This window comes from Geobacter sp. (assembly GCF_027327745.1).
In the GTDB taxonomy this organism is placed as follows: domain Bacteria; phylum Desulfobacterota; class Desulfuromonadia; order Geobacterales; family Geobacteraceae; genus Geobacter.
Genome location: NZ_DAHVYG010000015.1, coordinates 25,900 through 40,814 on the forward strand (window position 1 = coordinate 25,900; position 14,915 = coordinate 40,814).

15 protein-coding genes and 1 pseudogene are annotated in these 14,915 nt (G+C 62.1%); 2 read left to right on the forward strand and 14 right to left on the reverse strand.

The window, feature by feature from the left end; all coding sequences use genetic code 11:
* Positions 1-36 precede the first annotated feature (36 nt).
* From M6689_RS02765 to M6689_RS02790, 6 genes are all read right to left on the reverse strand, one after another.
* The gene (locus M6689_RS02765) at positions 37-1,041 is read right to left on the reverse strand and encodes a DmsE family decaheme c-type cytochrome (protein ID WP_298267546.1); all 1,005 of its coding nucleotides are present in this window, start codon (positions 1,039-1,041) and stop codon (positions 37-39) included.
* Positions 1,042-1,074: 33 nt separating this feature from the next.
* Positions 1,075-1,842: an ABC transporter ATP-binding protein gene (locus M6689_RS02770; protein WP_366949719.1), complete on the reverse strand. Its 768-nt coding sequence runs from the start codon at positions 1,840-1,842 to the stop codon at positions 1,075-1,077.
* A 197-nt stretch (positions 1,843-2,039) separates the two neighbouring features.
* Complete coding sequence (locus M6689_RS02775; protein ID WP_298267550.1) at positions 2,040-2,498, reverse strand: hypothetical protein; 459 nt, start codon at positions 2,496-2,498, stop codon at positions 2,040-2,042.
* Positions 2,499-2,609: 111 nt separating this feature from the next.
* Positions 2,610-3,563 carry a hypothetical protein gene (locus M6689_RS02780; protein ID WP_298267552.1) on the reverse strand — a complete coding sequence of 318 codons (954 nt, stop codon included), beginning with the start codon at positions 3,561-3,563 and terminating at the stop codon, positions 2,610-2,612.
* A complete protein-coding gene (locus tag M6689_RS02785) occupies positions 3,560-4,411 on the reverse strand; it encodes a hypothetical protein (RefSeq protein ID WP_298267554.1) in 852 nt (283 codons plus the stop codon). Before M6689_RS02785 ends, M6689_RS02780 begins: the two co-directional genes overlap by 4 nt.
* Positions 4,392-5,549: an acetoin utilization protein AcuC gene (locus M6689_RS02790; RefSeq protein ID WP_298267556.1), complete on the reverse strand. Its 1,158-nt coding sequence runs from the start codon at positions 5,547-5,549 to the stop codon at positions 4,392-4,394. The genes M6689_RS02785 and M6689_RS02790 overlap by 20 nt, the downstream gene beginning before the upstream one ends.
* Before the next feature lie 272 nt (positions 5,550-5,821).
* Between M6689_RS02790 and M6689_RS02795 the strand changes: the two genes are divergently transcribed.
* Together M6689_RS02795 and M6689_RS02800 are read left to right on the forward strand one after the other, a co-directional pair.
* A complete protein-coding gene (locus tag M6689_RS02795; RefSeq protein WP_298267558.1) occupies positions 5,822-7,042 on the forward strand; it encodes an ammonium transporter in 1,221 nt (406 codons plus the stop codon).
* Between the two features lie 221 nt (positions 7,043-7,263).
* Positions 7,264-8,097: a response regulator gene (locus M6689_RS02800; protein ID WP_298267560.1), complete on the forward strand. Its 834-nt coding sequence runs from the start codon at positions 7,264-7,266 to the stop codon at positions 8,095-8,097.
* Between the two features lie 30 nt (positions 8,098-8,127).
* Here the strand turns inward: M6689_RS02800 and M6689_RS02805 are convergent, their stop codons facing one another.
* The 8 genes and pseudogenes from M6689_RS02805 to ffh form a co-directional block, all read right to left on the reverse strand.
* Entirely contained in the window at positions 8,128-8,583 is a 456-nt protein-coding gene (locus M6689_RS02805) for a nitrous oxide reductase accessory protein NosL (protein WP_298267562.1), read from the reverse strand.
* A 17-nt stretch (positions 8,584-8,600) separates the two neighbouring features.
* Positions 8,601-10,544 (reverse strand): transglycosylase domain-containing protein, encoded by a 1,944-nt coding sequence (locus M6689_RS02810; protein ID WP_298267577.1) that lies wholly within the window; start codon positions 10,542-10,544, stop codon positions 8,601-8,603.
* A 101-nt stretch (positions 10,545-10,645) separates the two neighbouring features.
* Complete coding sequence (locus tag M6689_RS02815) at positions 10,646-12,343, reverse strand: UbiD family decarboxylase (RefSeq protein WP_298267564.1); 1,698 nt, start codon at positions 12,341-12,343, stop codon at positions 10,646-10,648.
* Positions 12,297-12,464: pseudogene (locus tag M6689_RS02820) on the reverse strand (tRNA (guanosine(37)-N1)-methyltransferase TrmD); the annotation flags it as partial. The gene M6689_RS02815 and the pseudogene M6689_RS02820, both read right to left, overlap by 47 nt.
* Complete coding sequence (gene rimM / locus M6689_RS02825; RefSeq protein WP_298267567.1) at positions 12,461-12,982, reverse strand: ribosome maturation factor RimM; 522 nt, start codon at positions 12,980-12,982, stop codon at positions 12,461-12,463. The pseudogene M6689_RS02820 and the gene rimM, both read right to left, overlap by 4 nt.
* Positions 12,982-13,212, reverse strand: coding sequence for a KH domain-containing protein (locus M6689_RS02830; protein WP_298267569.1), 231 nt, complete (start codon positions 13,210-13,212; stop codon positions 12,982-12,984). The genes rimM and M6689_RS02830 overlap by 1 nt, the downstream gene beginning before the upstream one ends.
* Before the next feature lie 56 nt (positions 13,213-13,268).
* Positions 13,269-13,535 (reverse strand): 30S ribosomal protein S16, encoded by a 267-nt coding sequence (gene rpsP, locus M6689_RS02835; protein ID WP_298267571.1) that lies wholly within the window; start codon positions 13,533-13,535, stop codon positions 13,269-13,271.
* A gap of 58 nt (positions 13,536-13,593) precedes the next feature.
* On the reverse strand, positions 13,594-14,915 hold a 1,322-nt coding region (gene ffh, locus M6689_RS02840), incomplete at its 5' end, for a signal recognition particle protein (protein WP_298267573.1).

The window sequence follows — 14,915 nt, forward strand, 5'->3', positions numbered from 1 at the left end:
ACAGTTATACCCCTTCCGCTGGGGAGCCGGTACCGGTCATTTGAGGAAGACCCCCTTCTTCACGGTGTCAGTCGGGACGTCACTGCCGTGGATCTGCGAGTGGCAATCGGTGCAACGGTTGTTGAACAGCGGCGTACCGTTGGCGATGACATCCGAACCGACCACGTGCCCCGCATGGCACTGGAGACAGAGAAACGGCATCGCCGCATTCAGGAGATTGTTGTTGACGGAGCCGTGGGGGGTGTGGCAGTTGGCGCAGTTATCGGTGACGTCGCCATGCTCGAAGGCGAAGGGCCCCTGCTTGTCCATGTGGCAGCGGGTGCACAGCTCCTTGACCGTGTTCCCCTTGAGGAGGTGGGACTGGGTGGAGCCGTGGGGTTCATGGCAGTCGACGCACGCCATCTTCTTCTCCCGCAGCGGATGATGGGAAAAGAGGCTGTTTTCCGCCCTGATCTCGGGATGGCAGCCATAGCACATCTCCGCCATTTCCTCGCGGCTCACCTTCTGCCGGGGACCCTTGTGGAGTTTGTGGCAATCGAAGCACCCCACATCGTTCAGCGCGTGGATGCTGGCGTTCCAGAGGGCAAGGCTCGGCGTCGAGGCGGCCGAATGGCATTTCAGGCAGATGAGGGACTGGGCGGGGGTGGGGAGATTCTTGATATCGAGGAACTTGCTCGTGTCGCACTTGACCTTCTTCTCGTCGTTCTGCGCGACATCATCGGAGATATTTTCGACGGCGAGGCTTCCCGGTCCGTGGCACGACTCGCAGTTCACCAGCGGCAGCCCCGTCTCCGGCTTGATCTGCTCCCCGTGGACACTATGCTTGAAGTCGTCGGTGATCTTTTCGTGCTGGTGACACTTGGAGACGCAGTTGTCGGTCCCCACATATTCGGCGTCGAGGCGACCGACGATCATCCGCTCGTATTCCCGGACCGGAAGAAGGGGGCGATCCTGCTTGATTGCGGCACAGGCGGCCAGTAGCGGGAGGACGCAGACGACGGCGGCAAGCAGGACGGTGCTCGTCTTCGGTTTCTCGTTCATGGAGCTGCCCTTGGCTGGCGGGGCGAGGGGCTGCTACTCCCCCTTGATCCCCTTGGTTGTCGTGTAGATGAATCCCCGGATGATCGGATCACTGCTTGCCTTGATTTCGGCCGGAGTGCCGACCCCGACGATGGTTCCGGCGTGCATCATGGCGATGCGGTCGGAGACGTAGAGGGCGAAGTTCAGGTCGTGCGTGACGATGACCGTCGTATTCTTCGTCGACTCCTTGAGGCTCAGGATGGTGTTGGCCAGCTCATCGGTGGTGACCGGGTCGAGCTCCGCAGTCGGCTCGTCGTACAGGATCAGGTCGGGATTCATCGCCAGCGAGCGGGCAATGGCAACCCGTTTCTTCATCCCCCCCGACAGTTCCGATGTCCTGAGATCCTCGGTCCCTTCGAGCCCCACCTGCGCAAGCTTTTCGCGGATGATCTCCCTGATGCGCGGTTCCTTGCAGACCCGCTTCTCCCGGAGCCAAAGCCCCACATTCTCCCCCACCGTCAGGGAGTTGAAGAGGGCGGAGGACTGGAAGACCATGCTGTAACGGTAATCGTGGAGATTGTGTCGGTTCTCCCGGGCAAAAAGCGGCTGATCGTCGATGTAGATCTCGCCGTCGTCGGGAGTTTCCAGCTTCACGATATGCTTGAGGAGGACGCTTTTCCCGGTGCCGGATGGCCCGATGATGCAGAAGGTCTCTCCGGCCCGGATTTCCAGGTTCACATCCCGCAGGACATGCTTTTCGCCAAAACGCTTGTTGAGATGCTCTATCCGTATCGACACCCCCCGGGTGTCGCTCAGGTCGATCCTTCAGCCGGCGCCGCTGTCGTGGAAGATGGAACCGGCAAGGCCGTGCATCAGCTTGGTGAGCAGCCCTCCCCCTTCGTTTTTCGATTCCATCAGTGCTTTCAGAAACACATGCGCTCCTTGGCCACCGGCATACCGACGACGACGGCCCGCCATGATACCAGAGGCGGCCGGCGACCGCAACCTCCACTACCAGGTCAGAAAAGGTAGAGTTTCCGGTTTGTGAAAAAGCGGCGGTGACGGTAGATGTACTGCGTCAGCAACAGGATCGCCAGTGCACTTGCGATGTTGTTGACGACCAGGGCATCGTGGTCGATGTGCTCGCCGACGACCCGCTCCAGTTCCGCCAGGGAGATGACGTTGAGGTTGACGACGGTATTCACGATCTCGATGAGGTTGTAGCAGATAAGAAGGTACCAGGTCATGAACTGCCGCTTCACGAGGCCGAGAAACAGGTAGAGGCAAACGAGACTGTCGGCGAATACCAGGACCTTGGCCGCAGTTCCCACGTAAATTCTCCCCAGAAACGGAAACGGATGGCCATAGGTCGAGGCGGTGACCAGGAAGAAAAACAGGTAGAGTCCCGTCAGGAGAACCAGGCCGAGGGGGCGGCGTTCCTCGTCACCTTCCGTCAAATCGCGCTCTTCGTCGTTCATTTCTTGCTCTTCCTCATGTCGCTGATGGCGACACAGACGAATATGGTCACCATGACGAGTGCAATGAAAATCCAGTCTGCAATACTGAAGCCGAACACGGCGCCTCTCCTTCTATTCCGTCAGGTGTGCGAGCCGGGAGCGGGACTCCTCATGATCCGGATCGATCTTCAATGCCTCGCGGAACTCCTCTTCGGCGTACTTCGGCATGCCGAGCTCGGCAAAACATTTCCCCATGACGCTGTGGATCTCGGCAACCGCAAATTCCTCCCGGAACACTGGATCCCGCACCACATCCTGCAGAATCGCCAGGGATTCCTCGAAATCACCGGCCTGGAACTGGGAAAAGGCCACGCCGACCGCCTCCAGGTAGTCGACGGTCGGAATGAGCGGCAGCCGCCCCTCTTCAATCCGCGCCAGTCGCCCGGCGAGGCCGCCGGCGTCCGCCGGCCCGGACCCTGCAACTATATCACGCCACAGCCCCGCCGCATCGCCGTATTTCCCGAGCAGGTAACAGACCTCTCCCAGCAGCCGGCGGGCGTTCCGATCTTCGGGTGCGAAGGAGACCGCACGGCGGAGAAAATGCTCGGCGCGATAGAGGCTTACCGTGGAAAGATGGAGCGCCGAAAGCCGCAGTCCCCGGTCAAGAAAGGTCTTACCGATTTCCAGGGGAAGACCGGCGTTCTCCGGTTCCAGCAACGCAAGCACCTTGAGGCAGTTGATCTTGCGGTCGAGGTATGGCACCTCCACGTCCTTGCCGTCAAGCATGATGGCGTTGCTCGCCAGTTCGGCCAGGTAGTGGGGATAGGCATCCCTCAGGAGTGCGGCGTAACGCTCGCAGAAGGAGCAGTCGGGGTTGGCCCGCAGCGCCTGATAGATGCCGCGTCCGACGACGTCGTAGGAAGGCTCTCCCTCCAGGGCCTCGTAATCTTCGTCCAGCAGCGGGATCGAAAGCCCGCCATAGGAAACCCGGGCGGTGCCGTCCTTGAAAACAAGCTCGGCATCGTCCGGCGGATAGTAATACTTCATTCCCCTGATCGGGGTAAGGTCTGCCCGTTGCGCCATCATCCTCGCACCTCCTCCATTTCAGGCTCCCTGCCGGGGAAGGTATCGACCCCGGCATGCACTCCCACCATCTTGTAGATCCTCACCCCGTCCCATGGCTCGTCCATGATCCCGTCGTGAATCGCCCAGCTCCGCCCGCGCACCGTCCGCTCCATCCCCGGCATCCGGAAGGGGGAGGAGCCGTCGAGGCGCCGGAAAAGAACGCCACCGGGCTGAAACTCCCGGTCGATCTCAAGCATTAGCCGCTTGCCGGTGAGGTAGTCAAAACCGTACTTTTCGTAGCGGATGGCGTTGTCGTAGGTCAGTGGCTCGGCCACGATCATCTCCATCCCGAGCGCATCGACGAAGCGCTCGAAGAGCACGAAGAACTCACCGAACAGCTGCAGCCCCCGCCGGGTCTGATTGGGGAAAAACCCCGCCTTCATGGCGCGTTCCTCTTCCCGGCGGTTCCTGCCGAGGGAGGCGAACAGGTTGTCCCGCCCCTCGCTGTCGCGGTCGACATCGAAGCGGGGAGAGCGCGGATCGGCGATGATGCAGAACGCGAGCTCCATCTGCCGGAACTGGGTGTCGGCCAGTTCGAGGAAAAAGACCGTGTCCCGCTGGGAGGGATGGGCCTTCACCTCCAGCCGGACGATACCGATCCCCTCGGGGGCGATGACCTCGACCCGCTTCAGGCCGTCCCGGCCACGCAGGGAGTCCGGGGCAATGTCGAGATACGCCAGGAGGCGGGGCGGGAGCAACGTGCCGTAGATCCGCTCCTTCTCCTCCGAGCCGAGGGCGTTGATCTCCCGGAGGGAGTGGAGCGGCCTCCCGCCGCTAGCCACCAGCGCCTCATTCCCCGCAAGCCGCATCGTACCGTCCGATGATGATCGGGAACACGTTCTCCCTGATGGCGGCGATGCTCCTCTCCACCGCGTCCAGGGCCCGGTTCCGGTCGTCCTCCTCGGCCCAGTGCATGGCGTCGAGGAGCATCCTGTTTTCGTGCCCCATCGGGGCGATGATCTCCACGAATGTGCCGGGAAGCCGCGGCGAAAGCTCGACGCCGTTCATCACTCCCCAGGCGATGGTCCAGGCCCGGGCGACGTTCACCAGGTTGTACCCCCCTCCCCCCACCGCCACCCAGGGGATCTTCAGGGCCTTCAGCTTGCGGAGGATGTAGGAGTAGCTGTGGGTGGTCATCTCAAGCCGCGTAAGGGGATCGGTCCGGAACGTGTCGGCGCCGAGCTGGGTGACAAGCACGTCGGGGTTGAAGGCTGCGATCAGCGGATAGGCCACCTCGTCGAAGGCCTTCATGAACAGGGCATCGTCCGCGTGGGCCACCAGCGGGACGTTCACCGAATATCCCTCCCCCCGGCCGCTGCCGATCTCGTTCTCGAATCCGGTGCCGGGGAAGAAATAGATGCCGCTTTCATGGATCGAAACGGTCAGCACCCGATCGGTGTCGTAGAAAGCCTCCTGGACCCCGTCGCCATGGTGGGCGTCGATATCGAGGTACGCGACCCTCAGCCCCCTGACCAGGAGCCGGTTGATGGCGACCACCGCATCGTTCAGGTACGAGAACCCCGATGCCTTGGCCCGATGGGCATGGTGCCATCCCCCCGCCAGGTTGAAGGCGATGTCGTATCCCCCCTCCGTGACCAGGCGGGCCGCCTCGACGGTCCCCCCGGTGCCGAGGCGCGCCCAGTCGTAGAGTCCGCGGAAGACGGGATTGTCCAGATCGCCGAGCCCGTAGCGGAAATCGGCCCGGGGTTCGTCCGAGCCGCTGAACTCCTTCAGGCGGGCCAGATAGTCGGGGGCGTGGAAGGAGAGGAGATCCTCCTCCGCCGCGGGGGGACAGTCGATCAGAGCGGCATGCGGTACATCGGTGAGCCCATACTGCCGCATGAGCTCGAAGGCGAGAAGAAAGCGCTGGATCTTGAACGGATGATCGTCGCCGTAGCTGAAGCGCTCGAAATCATGTGAGTAGATGAGGGCGGTCTTGGCAGGCACGAGGATCCCGGGTCGCGGCAGAAACGCCGCTTTTTCTTTTAACCGCGCGAATTTACAATGTAACCCCCAAACCGTCAACCTCTATTTTCCCCATCCGTGCCCATTTACAAGGCACCGCTGCCCAACAAAAAGGCAGACACGAAAAAGGAGCACCCCGGTGGTCATGTAATTTCATCGGGTTAGGCAGTTGGCAGAAAGGTTGCTAAGGTCGCGGGACAGCTCTCCCCAATGGCGGGTTTAAAGAGAGCAGATTACCAATGGAGGTAATATCGATGGACACTCTGTCAATGGCGACAGGTCTCAGGAACAGCACCGACGTTCTGTTCCTCATGCTCGGTGCGGTCATGGTCTTCGCCATGCACGCCGGCTTCGCGTTTCTCGAAGTGGGAACGGTCCGCAAGAAGAGCCAGGTGAACGCCTTCGTGAAGATCCTGACCGACTGGTCGGTATCGACGGTGGCCTACTTCCTCGTCGGCTTCCCCCTTGCCTACGGCATCTCCTTCCTCGTTCCGGCCAAGGATCTCCTCGGCGCCACCCAGGGATACGATCTCGTCCACTACTTCTTCCTCCTCTGCTTCGCCGCCTGCATCCCGGCCATCATCTCCGGCGGCATCGCCGAGCGGGCCAAGTTCTGGCCCCAGGTGTTCGCCGGGGCGATCTTCGCCGCCATCACCTACCCGGTTTTCGAGTCCCTGATCTGGGGGAAGAACGCCTCGCTTCTCCAGGGTTTCTTCAAGAGCGTCGGGGGAACCGAGTTCCACGACTACGCCGGCTCCGTGGTGGTCCACTCCATCGGCGGCTGGATCGCCCTTCCGGCGATCCTCTTCCTCGGTCCCCGTGCCGGCAGGTATGTCAGGGGCAAGTCCCATCCGCTCCCGATCAGCAATATCCCGTTCCTGGCGCTCGGCTCCTGGATCCTGGCGGTGGGTTGGTTCGGTTTCAACGTCATGAGCGCCGGCCATCTCCAGAACATCTCGGGGCTCGTGGCGGTCAACTCGCTCCTCGCCATGGTCGGCGGCGTCCTCTCCGCCCTCGTGGCCGGGAAGAACGACCCCGGCTTTGTCCATAACGGGGCGCTGGCCGGTCTCATCGCCGTCTGCGCGGGGAGCGACCTGATGCACCCCCTCGGCGCCTTCGTCACCGGCATCGTCGCCTCGCTGATCTTCGTCTACGGCTTCCACTTCGAGCAGGAGCGGCTCAGGATCGACGACGTGCTCGGCGTCTGGCCGCTTCACGGCGTCATCGGCTCCTGGGGCGGGATCGCCGCCGGTATCTTCGGCCAGCCGCTCTTCGGCGGCATGGGAGGCGTATCGCTCATCTCCCAGACCCTCGGCACCGTCGCCGCCATCATCTTTGCGCTGGCAAACGGTTTCCTGGTCTACGGAGTTCTCAGCAAGACCGTGGGGATCCGGCTATCGGACGAGGAGGAGTTTGCCGGTGCCGACCTTTCGATCCACCACATCGGAGCGTATCCGGAAGAGCACATCCACTGACCTTCCCTCCTTCCCCCCCTGCAACGAGGCCCCTTTCAGGGGCCTTTTTTCGTTGGGCAAACAATTTACTGAAGCATTCCCACGCCTTCTCCCTAAAGTTTTGCACCCTGCAGCCGATAAAACTAATGAATCCTCCAGCCACTCAGCAGTAGAAAAACTGGGGAACTCTGTGGTAAAGAAGGATGGAGACCTTCCCCCGGAAGTTATGGAGTATCCTTCACATGGCCGACAAGAAACAACTCGGAGACCTGCTGGTAGAGGCGGGAATCATCACCACGAAGACGCTCGAACGGGCTCTGGAGCGGCAGCGGGGTAGCGGCAAGAGGCTGGGGCAGGTTCTTGAGGAGATGGGGGTCATCACCGGTGAAGAACTCATCGACGCCCTCTCGAAGCAGTTCAGCTTCCGGACGGTCAAGGGGTTCGCCGAGTTCTCCTTCCCCGCCGACCTGCTGGCCCTGGTGCCGCAGGACATGGCGGTCCAGAGGCTGGTCTTTCCGATCAAGACCAAGGAGAACATGCTGGCGCTCGCCATCAACGACCCCTTCGACCAGGAGACGATCGATTTCCTCGCCAAGAAGAACCGCCTGCAGGTGATTCCGGTGCTCGCCACCCGCCAGGAGTTGCAGATCGCCATCGAGAAGCACTACCTCCACGGCAAGATCAAGGACACGGAACGGCTGAAGGTGCTGGTGGTGGAGGATTCGGCGCCCATCGCCACCATCATCCAGGTGGCGCTTCTGAAGGAGGGATACGACGTCCTGGTGGCCAACGACGGGGTAGACGGCCTCAAGTGCGCGGTGACGGAGAAGCCCGATCTGCTCATCTGCGACTCGGTCATGCCCCGCATGGACGGCTTCGGTCTTCTGCGCGCCATGCGGGCGAATCCCGCCACCGCCGAGATCCCCATCATCCTCCTCACCTCCAAGGCAACCGGAGAGGACGAACAGCGCGCCCTGGAGGCAGGGTTCATCGACTTCATCGCCAAGCCGGTCCAGCCGATCAGGATCGTCACCCGGGTCAAACGGGCGTTCGAACTGATGAAGAAGTATCGCTGACACCGAGGCCTTTCCCCTTCATACCCCCGATCAATGATCGTCCAGGGTACTTTCCATTCCCGCCAGCTTCAAGGCCTGTTCGAAGGTGGCAACAACGCCGCCGTTTTTCTTCACGAATGCCCGGGCTTCCTGGTTGCCGGCAAAGGCCAGCTGCACCACACCGGCCATGGGTCCTTTCATCTTGCTGCCGATCACCCATACCGCCCTTTGGGCATCGATCAGTTTGCCGCTCTGGAAATCGGCCACCCTGATCGATGCGATCTTCTTGCCGGACCGCTCATCCATGGCGATGGCAGCGCAGTGCAGACTGCAGGTCCCGACGACAGTCCCATCGGCATAGGTAATCAGCACCCGGCCGCGGGCAAAATCCCCCCTGTTCATGCCGCACACCTGGCAGGATGCTGGGGGTTCCACTTTCTCCATGGCGAAGGCCGCAACGGCAGTAACAACCAGACAGAGCACCATGCCAGAGATAAATTTGATCATAGCCGTATCCCTCCCTGTCACTCTTCCATTTGCTTCGTAGCGCCCGTCTCCGCGCCGGGCCCCTCCCCCTCTCCTTTCGGCGGCGGCAAGTCCGGGGGAGGTGGCTTGGAACAGTCGGCCGGCTGGGTCCCCGCGATATAGAACTCATCCCTTTTTTCGGGAGAGTCGGCCGATGCCGGGCACCCCGTCGCGGGGTCGATTGAGAGCGAGACGACCGTATCCGGCTTCTGAAAATCGACGGCCGGCTGGGCGGCCAGGGCCGGGCCCATGAAGCGTTCCCAGATGGGTGCGGCGACAGCCCCGCCGGTGAAGCCCTTCCCTCCGGGCCGGGGCCTGTCGTATCCCACCCAGATGCCGGTTATCATGCGGGGGGTGTAGCCGATGAACCAGGCATCCCGATAGTCATCGGTGGTGCCGGTCTTCCCGGCCGCGAAGTGTTTCTGGCCGAACTTCTTCAGGGTCTTGGCGGTGCCGTACGCCAGGACGTCCTTAAGCATCTGGGTCGTGACAAAGGCGGCGCCTGGCGAAAGAACCGGGGTCTCCGCCGGAGGATTCTCCTCCCAGGCCCGGCGGCTTCGGTCGTAGATACGGATGATGGTCCTCGATCCGGAACGGACCCCTCCATTGGCCAGGGAGGTGTACGCCGTTACCAGTTCGTTCAGGGTGACTTCGTCGGTGCCGAGGGCCAGGGAGAGATCGTTGTGCTGGCGCAGCGGCAACCCGAGCCTTGCGGCGAAATCGACGAAATAGGGGACCCCGATCGACTCAAGCAGTTTCACTGCTATGACATTGTTGGAGTACGCCAGGGCCTGCCTGAGCGAAAGCTCCCCATACTGCTCCCTGCCGTAGTTCATCGGCGTCCAGAGCTGATTGTTACCCCGGTTGTAGGCGACCGGAGTGTCATCCCAGAGGCTGCTCGCCACTACCCCCTTTTCCAGGGCCGCGGCGTAAATAAGCGGTTTGATGGCCGAGCCGGGCTGACGCCTGGCAAGGAAGGCCCGGTCATACCCCTTCGCCAGATCGGCCCCCCCTACAGCAGCCAGCACATCTCCCGTGGCGGGGTCCAGGGAAACCAACGCCCCCTGGAGCTGGGGAGAAACCCGCCTGACCCCTTCGCTCAGGCTCTTCTCCGCCAGCTTCTGCAGGTTCAGATCCAGGGCGGCGGTCACTTCCAACCCACCACGGTCGATGATCTGCGGACCGAACCTCGCAATCAGCCCGCTCTGGACATGGGCCAGGTAGTACGGCGCCTGATTGCGCTGCACCACGGATACGCGCCGGGACCTCAGGCTCTTTTTCTGGCGGGGGGTGATCATCTTCAGTTCCACCATCCGATTGAGGACCACGTCCCGCCGGGCAACGACCCGGGACGGCTTGCCAAGGGGGTTGTAGCGCCCCGGATTCTTGGGCACCCCGGCCAGCAGGGCGCATTCGGCAGGGGTCAGTTCCTCCGGGTTCTTGTCGAAATAGATCCGGGCGGCCTGGGCGATCCCCCAGGCACCGTTGCCGTAGTATATCTCGTTGAAATACATCTCCAGGATCTGCTTCTTGGTGTATTTGCGTTCGTATTCCATGGCCATCCGGGCTTCCTCGATCTTCCGTTCGAAGCTCTTCTCCCCGGAAAGGTACTTGTTCTTGATCAACTGCTGGGTGATGGTCGATCCCCCTTCGGCCAGCCTCCCCTTGACCACGTCTTTCACCAGGGCCCGGGCAATCCCCCGCAGATCGATCCCCCCATGCTCGTAGAAGCGGGCGTCCTCGACAGCCACCAGCGCCTTCTGCAGGAAGGCGGGAATGCGGTCGATGGGGACCCAGTAGCGCTTTTCCGGGAGTATCCGCCCCACGAACCGGCCGTGACGATCGAAGACCCTGATGGAGGAGTAGCCGGACGGAAGGAGGGGATACCTGACGAAGCTCTCCTGGGCCCGGGCCGCGGGGACCAGCGCCAGGAACAGGAGCAGTCCCGCCGTAATGAAGAAGACAAATCGTTTGCTGCTTGAAGATTGAAGGGAATGCAAGGTTCTCGTTCACTCCTTCGGTGATAAGTATGGGAGGTACCGCTTCATATGATCCCGTGCAGCGGCCCGCCGGGGGCGCCGAGGAGGTCAACGCTCCGCTCGACCTCCGGCACCTCCTCCAGCGGCGGTGCGTGATGGGGCTTGACCCGGGCGTCGATGACGAGCGCCCCCTCGCATCCCCAGTGTTTGGCGCGGGTCAGTTCACCGATCCCGTAGATGTCCGACGCGGGGTTCGACCGGGTGAAGGTCACCCAGAGGAAGTTGTTGAGGGTCCGGGCGGCGAAGTCGCTGTCGTCGACGATGACGACCAGCGGAAAGCGGTTGATCGGGTCATCCGGGGCGAAGAATGCGCAAAACCGCGCCGGTTCCCGGCCGTCGATATAAGCCGGCCCCTGCACCGCCAGGATGCCGGGAAGACAGAGCCTGGGCTCACCGAAGCCGTCCGGAAGCCTCAGCCCCGGGGGAAGTTCGGTCGGCAGCTGGCGGCGCCTCTCCCCCGCGGCGGCGACGACCACCTTCGATCCCTCGTTGAGACCGCTTCCCGAGTAGTCGAGGGTATCGATGGTGGTGCGGGTCTGGAAGTGGAGATCCCGACGCCAGTCGACCCGCTCCAGCATGAAGCGGAGGAATTCGTCGATGTGGTGGAGGTCGGGAGGATTGTCCTCGTGGGGGGCAATGAAGAGATACTTGGCGAGGGAGAGCTGGCCATTCCCCAGGATGGCGTTGGCGATGGTGAGGAGTTCTCGGGGGGTGCGCGCCGGCGCATACGGAACGTAACGCTCCGAGCCGATGGCCAGGAGCAGCGGATGGACGCCGGCGGCATCGACGGCATGGACCGCGCGCACCCCCGGCAGGACCTCGGGGATGAGGAGCCCGGTCAGCTCGTGGATGAAGGCACCGAAGGTGGTATCTTCCTGGGGAGGACGGCCGACAGTGGTGAAGGGCCAGATGGCGCCGTCGCGGTGCCAGACGTTCTCCACCCGCAGGACTGGAAAGTCGTGGACGAGGCTGTAGTAACCGAGATGATCGCCGAAGGGGCCTTCGGGGAGGGTCTTCGCCGGATCGACGGTGCCGGTGATGACGAAGTCGGCCTCGGCCGGCATCGGCAGCCCTCCCCCGGGGGAGGTGACCATCTCGATCCGTCTCCCGCCGAGGAGCCCGGCGAACGAGAGCTCCGGAAGCCCCTCGGGGAGAGGCATCACAGCGGCGACGGTGAGGGAGGGAGGGCCGCCGACGAAGACGCTCACCCGGAACGGGAGCCCCCGCTCGATCGCCTCGGCGTGGTGAACGCCGATGCCGCGGTGGATCTGGTAATGGATGCCGACCTCTTCGTTCGGGCGGTAGCGGTTGCCGGCAAGCTGCACCCGGTACATCCCGAGGTTCGAATGCCGGAACCCGGGGCGAAGAGGGCTCTCCGAATAGACCTGCGGCAAGGTAACGAAGGGGCCGCCGTCCATGGGCCATGATCTGAGCTGCGGCAGCTGGTCGACCGTGGTCCGGTTGGCAAGGATCGCCCCCCGGGAAACCTTTTTCGGGAGGAGGTGCAGTGCGGCCCGCGGCACGCCCAGATAGCCGAGAGGATTCTTAAGTGCGGCAACGGGGTTGATCTTCAGCTCCACGAGACGGTGAATATCGGCCAGGGCATCCCGGAACAGGTACCGGGTCCGCTCCAGGGTGCCGAAGAGGTTGCCGAGCACCGCCGTAGGGCGCGTCGTCGGCCGTCTGGTGGCGATCCGTGGCATAGTCGCGGATATTGTGCAGCCTGATGTCAATGAGCTGTTTTTCCCTGGCCCGCCGAATGATACTCTCGTCGAAAGGCCCGCTGAACATCCCCGGGAAAAGGGTCAGAATGTCGAACTTCATAGATCCAGAAGCCCTTCCAGCGGGGTTATGGTCATCTTGCCGCTTTCCAGGTCAACATTGCTGATAACGGAGGCCACGGCAGGAATCAGGTATTCCCGTTCACCACTCCGCACCACGTAGACGTCGTTGCTGCCGGTTTCGAAGATGTCAACGAGGGACCCGATCACCGCCCCGTCCGTGGTGACGACCTCAAGTCCGATCAAGTCCCGCCAGTAATACTCGTCCTTTTCCGGCTCCGGCAGTTGGCTGCGCAGCAGGCAGACCTCGCTGCCAACGAGCGGCAGAACCTGGTTGATGTCGTTGAAGTCCTTCAGTCCTAGGATGATCTTCCCGCTATGGGGGATGACACTCTTGAGGGCGACCTCGCTCATATCCCCTTGCGGTGATTTCAGGACAACACTGCGGGCAGCCCGGAGGCTTTCCAGGTTGCCCGAGTAGGAATACACCCTGACCTGTCCCCTGATCCCATGGGCACCGATTATCTTCCCCACCGGGATCAGCGCGTCCGACTCAGGCATTATTCCACAATCTTGAGCACAGCCTTCTTGTTATCCTTGGTGGAAACGGCATTGAGGATGGTGCGAATGGCCTTGGCGGTTCGACCTTCCTTCCCGATGATGCGCCCCATATCTTCCTTTGCGACGGTCAGCTTGATGACCAGGGTGTCCTCTTCCATCTCCTCGCCCGCCTGAACCTGCGTGGGGTCATCGACGAGGGCCTTCGCAATGGTTTCAACAAGTGCTTTCATGTCGGTATCCTCAGCTCATGTGGAATATCCGGCGTACCGGAGATAGAATGGATACGCTATGCGGTGGGTTGTGCCACCTTGTCCAGAATTCCGGCCTTTTTGAGAATCTGCCTGACCGTGTCGGTCGGCTGTGCGCCCTTGCCGAGCCATGCCACGATCTTCTCCTCGTTCAGCTTGTACACGGCGGGATTCTTGGTGGGGTCATAGGTCCCCATGTTTTCGATGAAACGCCCATCCCTGCGGCTGCGCTCGTCGGCGACGACCACCTGGTAGAACGGTCTTTTCTTGGCGCCTGCCCGGGCAAGCCTGATCTTTGTTGCCATGGTGATTCCTCCTGATTCTTTCTCGATGCGTTTTGTGTATGAAATAGTGATACGTGTCCTAGCCAAACGGTAACATGCCCCTGCCGAGTCCCCCCATGCCCTTGAGGAGCCCCTTGGGGCCGAGTTTCTGCAGCTGCTTGACCACCTTCTGCGCCTCGGTGAAACGCTTCAGAAGCTGGTTGACCTCCTGAACGCTGGTGCCGCTCCCCTTGGCGATGCGCAGGCGGCGGCTGCCATTGATGATGCCGTGGTTGGCACGCTCGGCCGGGGTCATGGAGCGAATGATGGCCTCGATCCGCTTCATCTCCTTCTCGCTCGGCTGGGCGCCCTGCATCTGCTTCATCATCTTGCCCATGCCGGGGATCATGCCCATGATGGATTCCAGGGACCCAATTTTCTTGATCTGCTGGAGCTGAGCCAGAAAATCTTCCAGGTCGAACTGGCTCTTCTTCAGTTTCTGCTGGAGGCGGGCCGACTCTTTCTCGTCAAAGACCGATTGGGCCTTCTCCACCAGGGTAAGCACGTCACCCATGCCAAGGATTCGCGATACCAGGCGGTCGGCGTGGAAGACCTCCAGGGCGTCCAGCTTTTCTCCCAGGCCCACGAACTTGACCGGCTTGCCGGTAACGGCCTTGATGGAAAGGGCCGCGCCCCCCTTGGCGTCGCCGTCCAGCTTGGTCAGCACCACACCGGTGATGTCCAGGCGTTCATTGAAGCCGCCGGCCACGTTGACGGCCTCCTGGCCGGTCATGGCATCGGCCACGAACAGGATCTCGCGGGGAAGAACGGCGGCCTTGATCTCGGCCAGTTCGTTCATCAGAAAGTCGTCGATCTGATGACGGCCGGCGGTATCCAGGATGACCGTGTCGTACCCGTTCAGCTCGGCGAACGCCATTGCCGAGGTGCAGATGTCAACCGGCTTTTGGTCGGCCGAGGAGTTGAAAACCTCAAGGCCGAGTTGGCGGCCTACGGTTGCGAGCTGTTCGATGGCGGCGGGCCGGTAGATGTCGGCCGGAACCAGCAACGGCCTGCGTTTTAGGCCTTTCAGATGTCTGCCCAGTTTGCCGCAGGTGGTGGTCTTTCCGGCTCCCTGAAGGCCGACCATCATGACGGCCACCGGCGGTTTTGCCGCCAGGTCGAGGCTGTTGTCCTCGTGACCGCCCATCACGGCCACCAGTTCGTCGTGGACGATCCTGACCACCTGCTGGCCGGGGGTCAGGCTCTGCAGCACCTCGGTGCCGACCGCCTTTGCCCGTACGTTCTCGACAAAATCCTTGACGACCTTGAAGTTGACGTCCGCTTCCAGCAGGGCCAGCCGCACCTCGCGGAGCGCCGCCTGGATATTCTCCTCGCTCAGCGTGCCGTGGCCGCGCAGCTTCT

Coding starts and splice junctions, on each gene's coding strand:
- M6689_RS02765 (WP_298267546.1), bottom strand. CDS start 1,041: ATGAACGAGAAACCGAAGACGAGCACCGTCCTGCTTGCCGCCGTCGTC.
- M6689_RS02775 (WP_298267550.1), bottom strand. CDS start 2,498: ATGAACGACGAAGAGCGCGATTTGACGGAAGGTGACGAGGAACGCCGC.
- M6689_RS02780 (WP_298267552.1), bottom strand. CDS start 3,563: ATGATGGCGCAACGGGCAGACCTTACCCCGATCAGGGGAATGAAGTAT.
- M6689_RS02785 (WP_298267554.1), bottom strand. CDS start 4,411: ATGCGGCTTGCGGGGAATGAGGCGCTGGTGGCTAGCGGCGGGAGGCCG.
- M6689_RS02795 (WP_298267558.1), top strand. CDS start 5,822: ATGGACACTCTGTCAATGGCGACAGGTCTCAGGAACAGCACCGACGTT.
- M6689_RS02800 (WP_298267560.1), top strand. CDS start 7,264: ATGGCCGACAAGAAACAACTCGGAGACCTGCTGGTAGAGGCGGGAATC.
- M6689_RS02805 (WP_298267562.1), bottom strand. CDS start 8,583: ATGATCAAATTTATCTCTGGCATGGTGCTCTGTCTGGTTGTTACTGCC.
- M6689_RS02815 (WP_298267564.1), bottom strand. CDS start 12,343: ATGCCACGGATCGCCACCAGACGGCCGACGACGCGCCCTACGGCGGTG.
- rimM (WP_298267567.1), bottom strand. CDS start 12,982: ATGCCTGAGTCGGACGCGCTGATCCCGGTGGGGAAGATAATCGGTGCC.
- M6689_RS02830 (WP_298267569.1), bottom strand. CDS start 13,212: ATGAAAGCACTTGTTGAAACCATTGCGAAGGCCCTCGTCGATGACCCC.
- rpsP (WP_298267571.1), bottom strand. CDS start 13,535: ATGGCAACAAAGATCAGGCTTGCCCGGGCAGGCGCCAAGAAAAGACCG.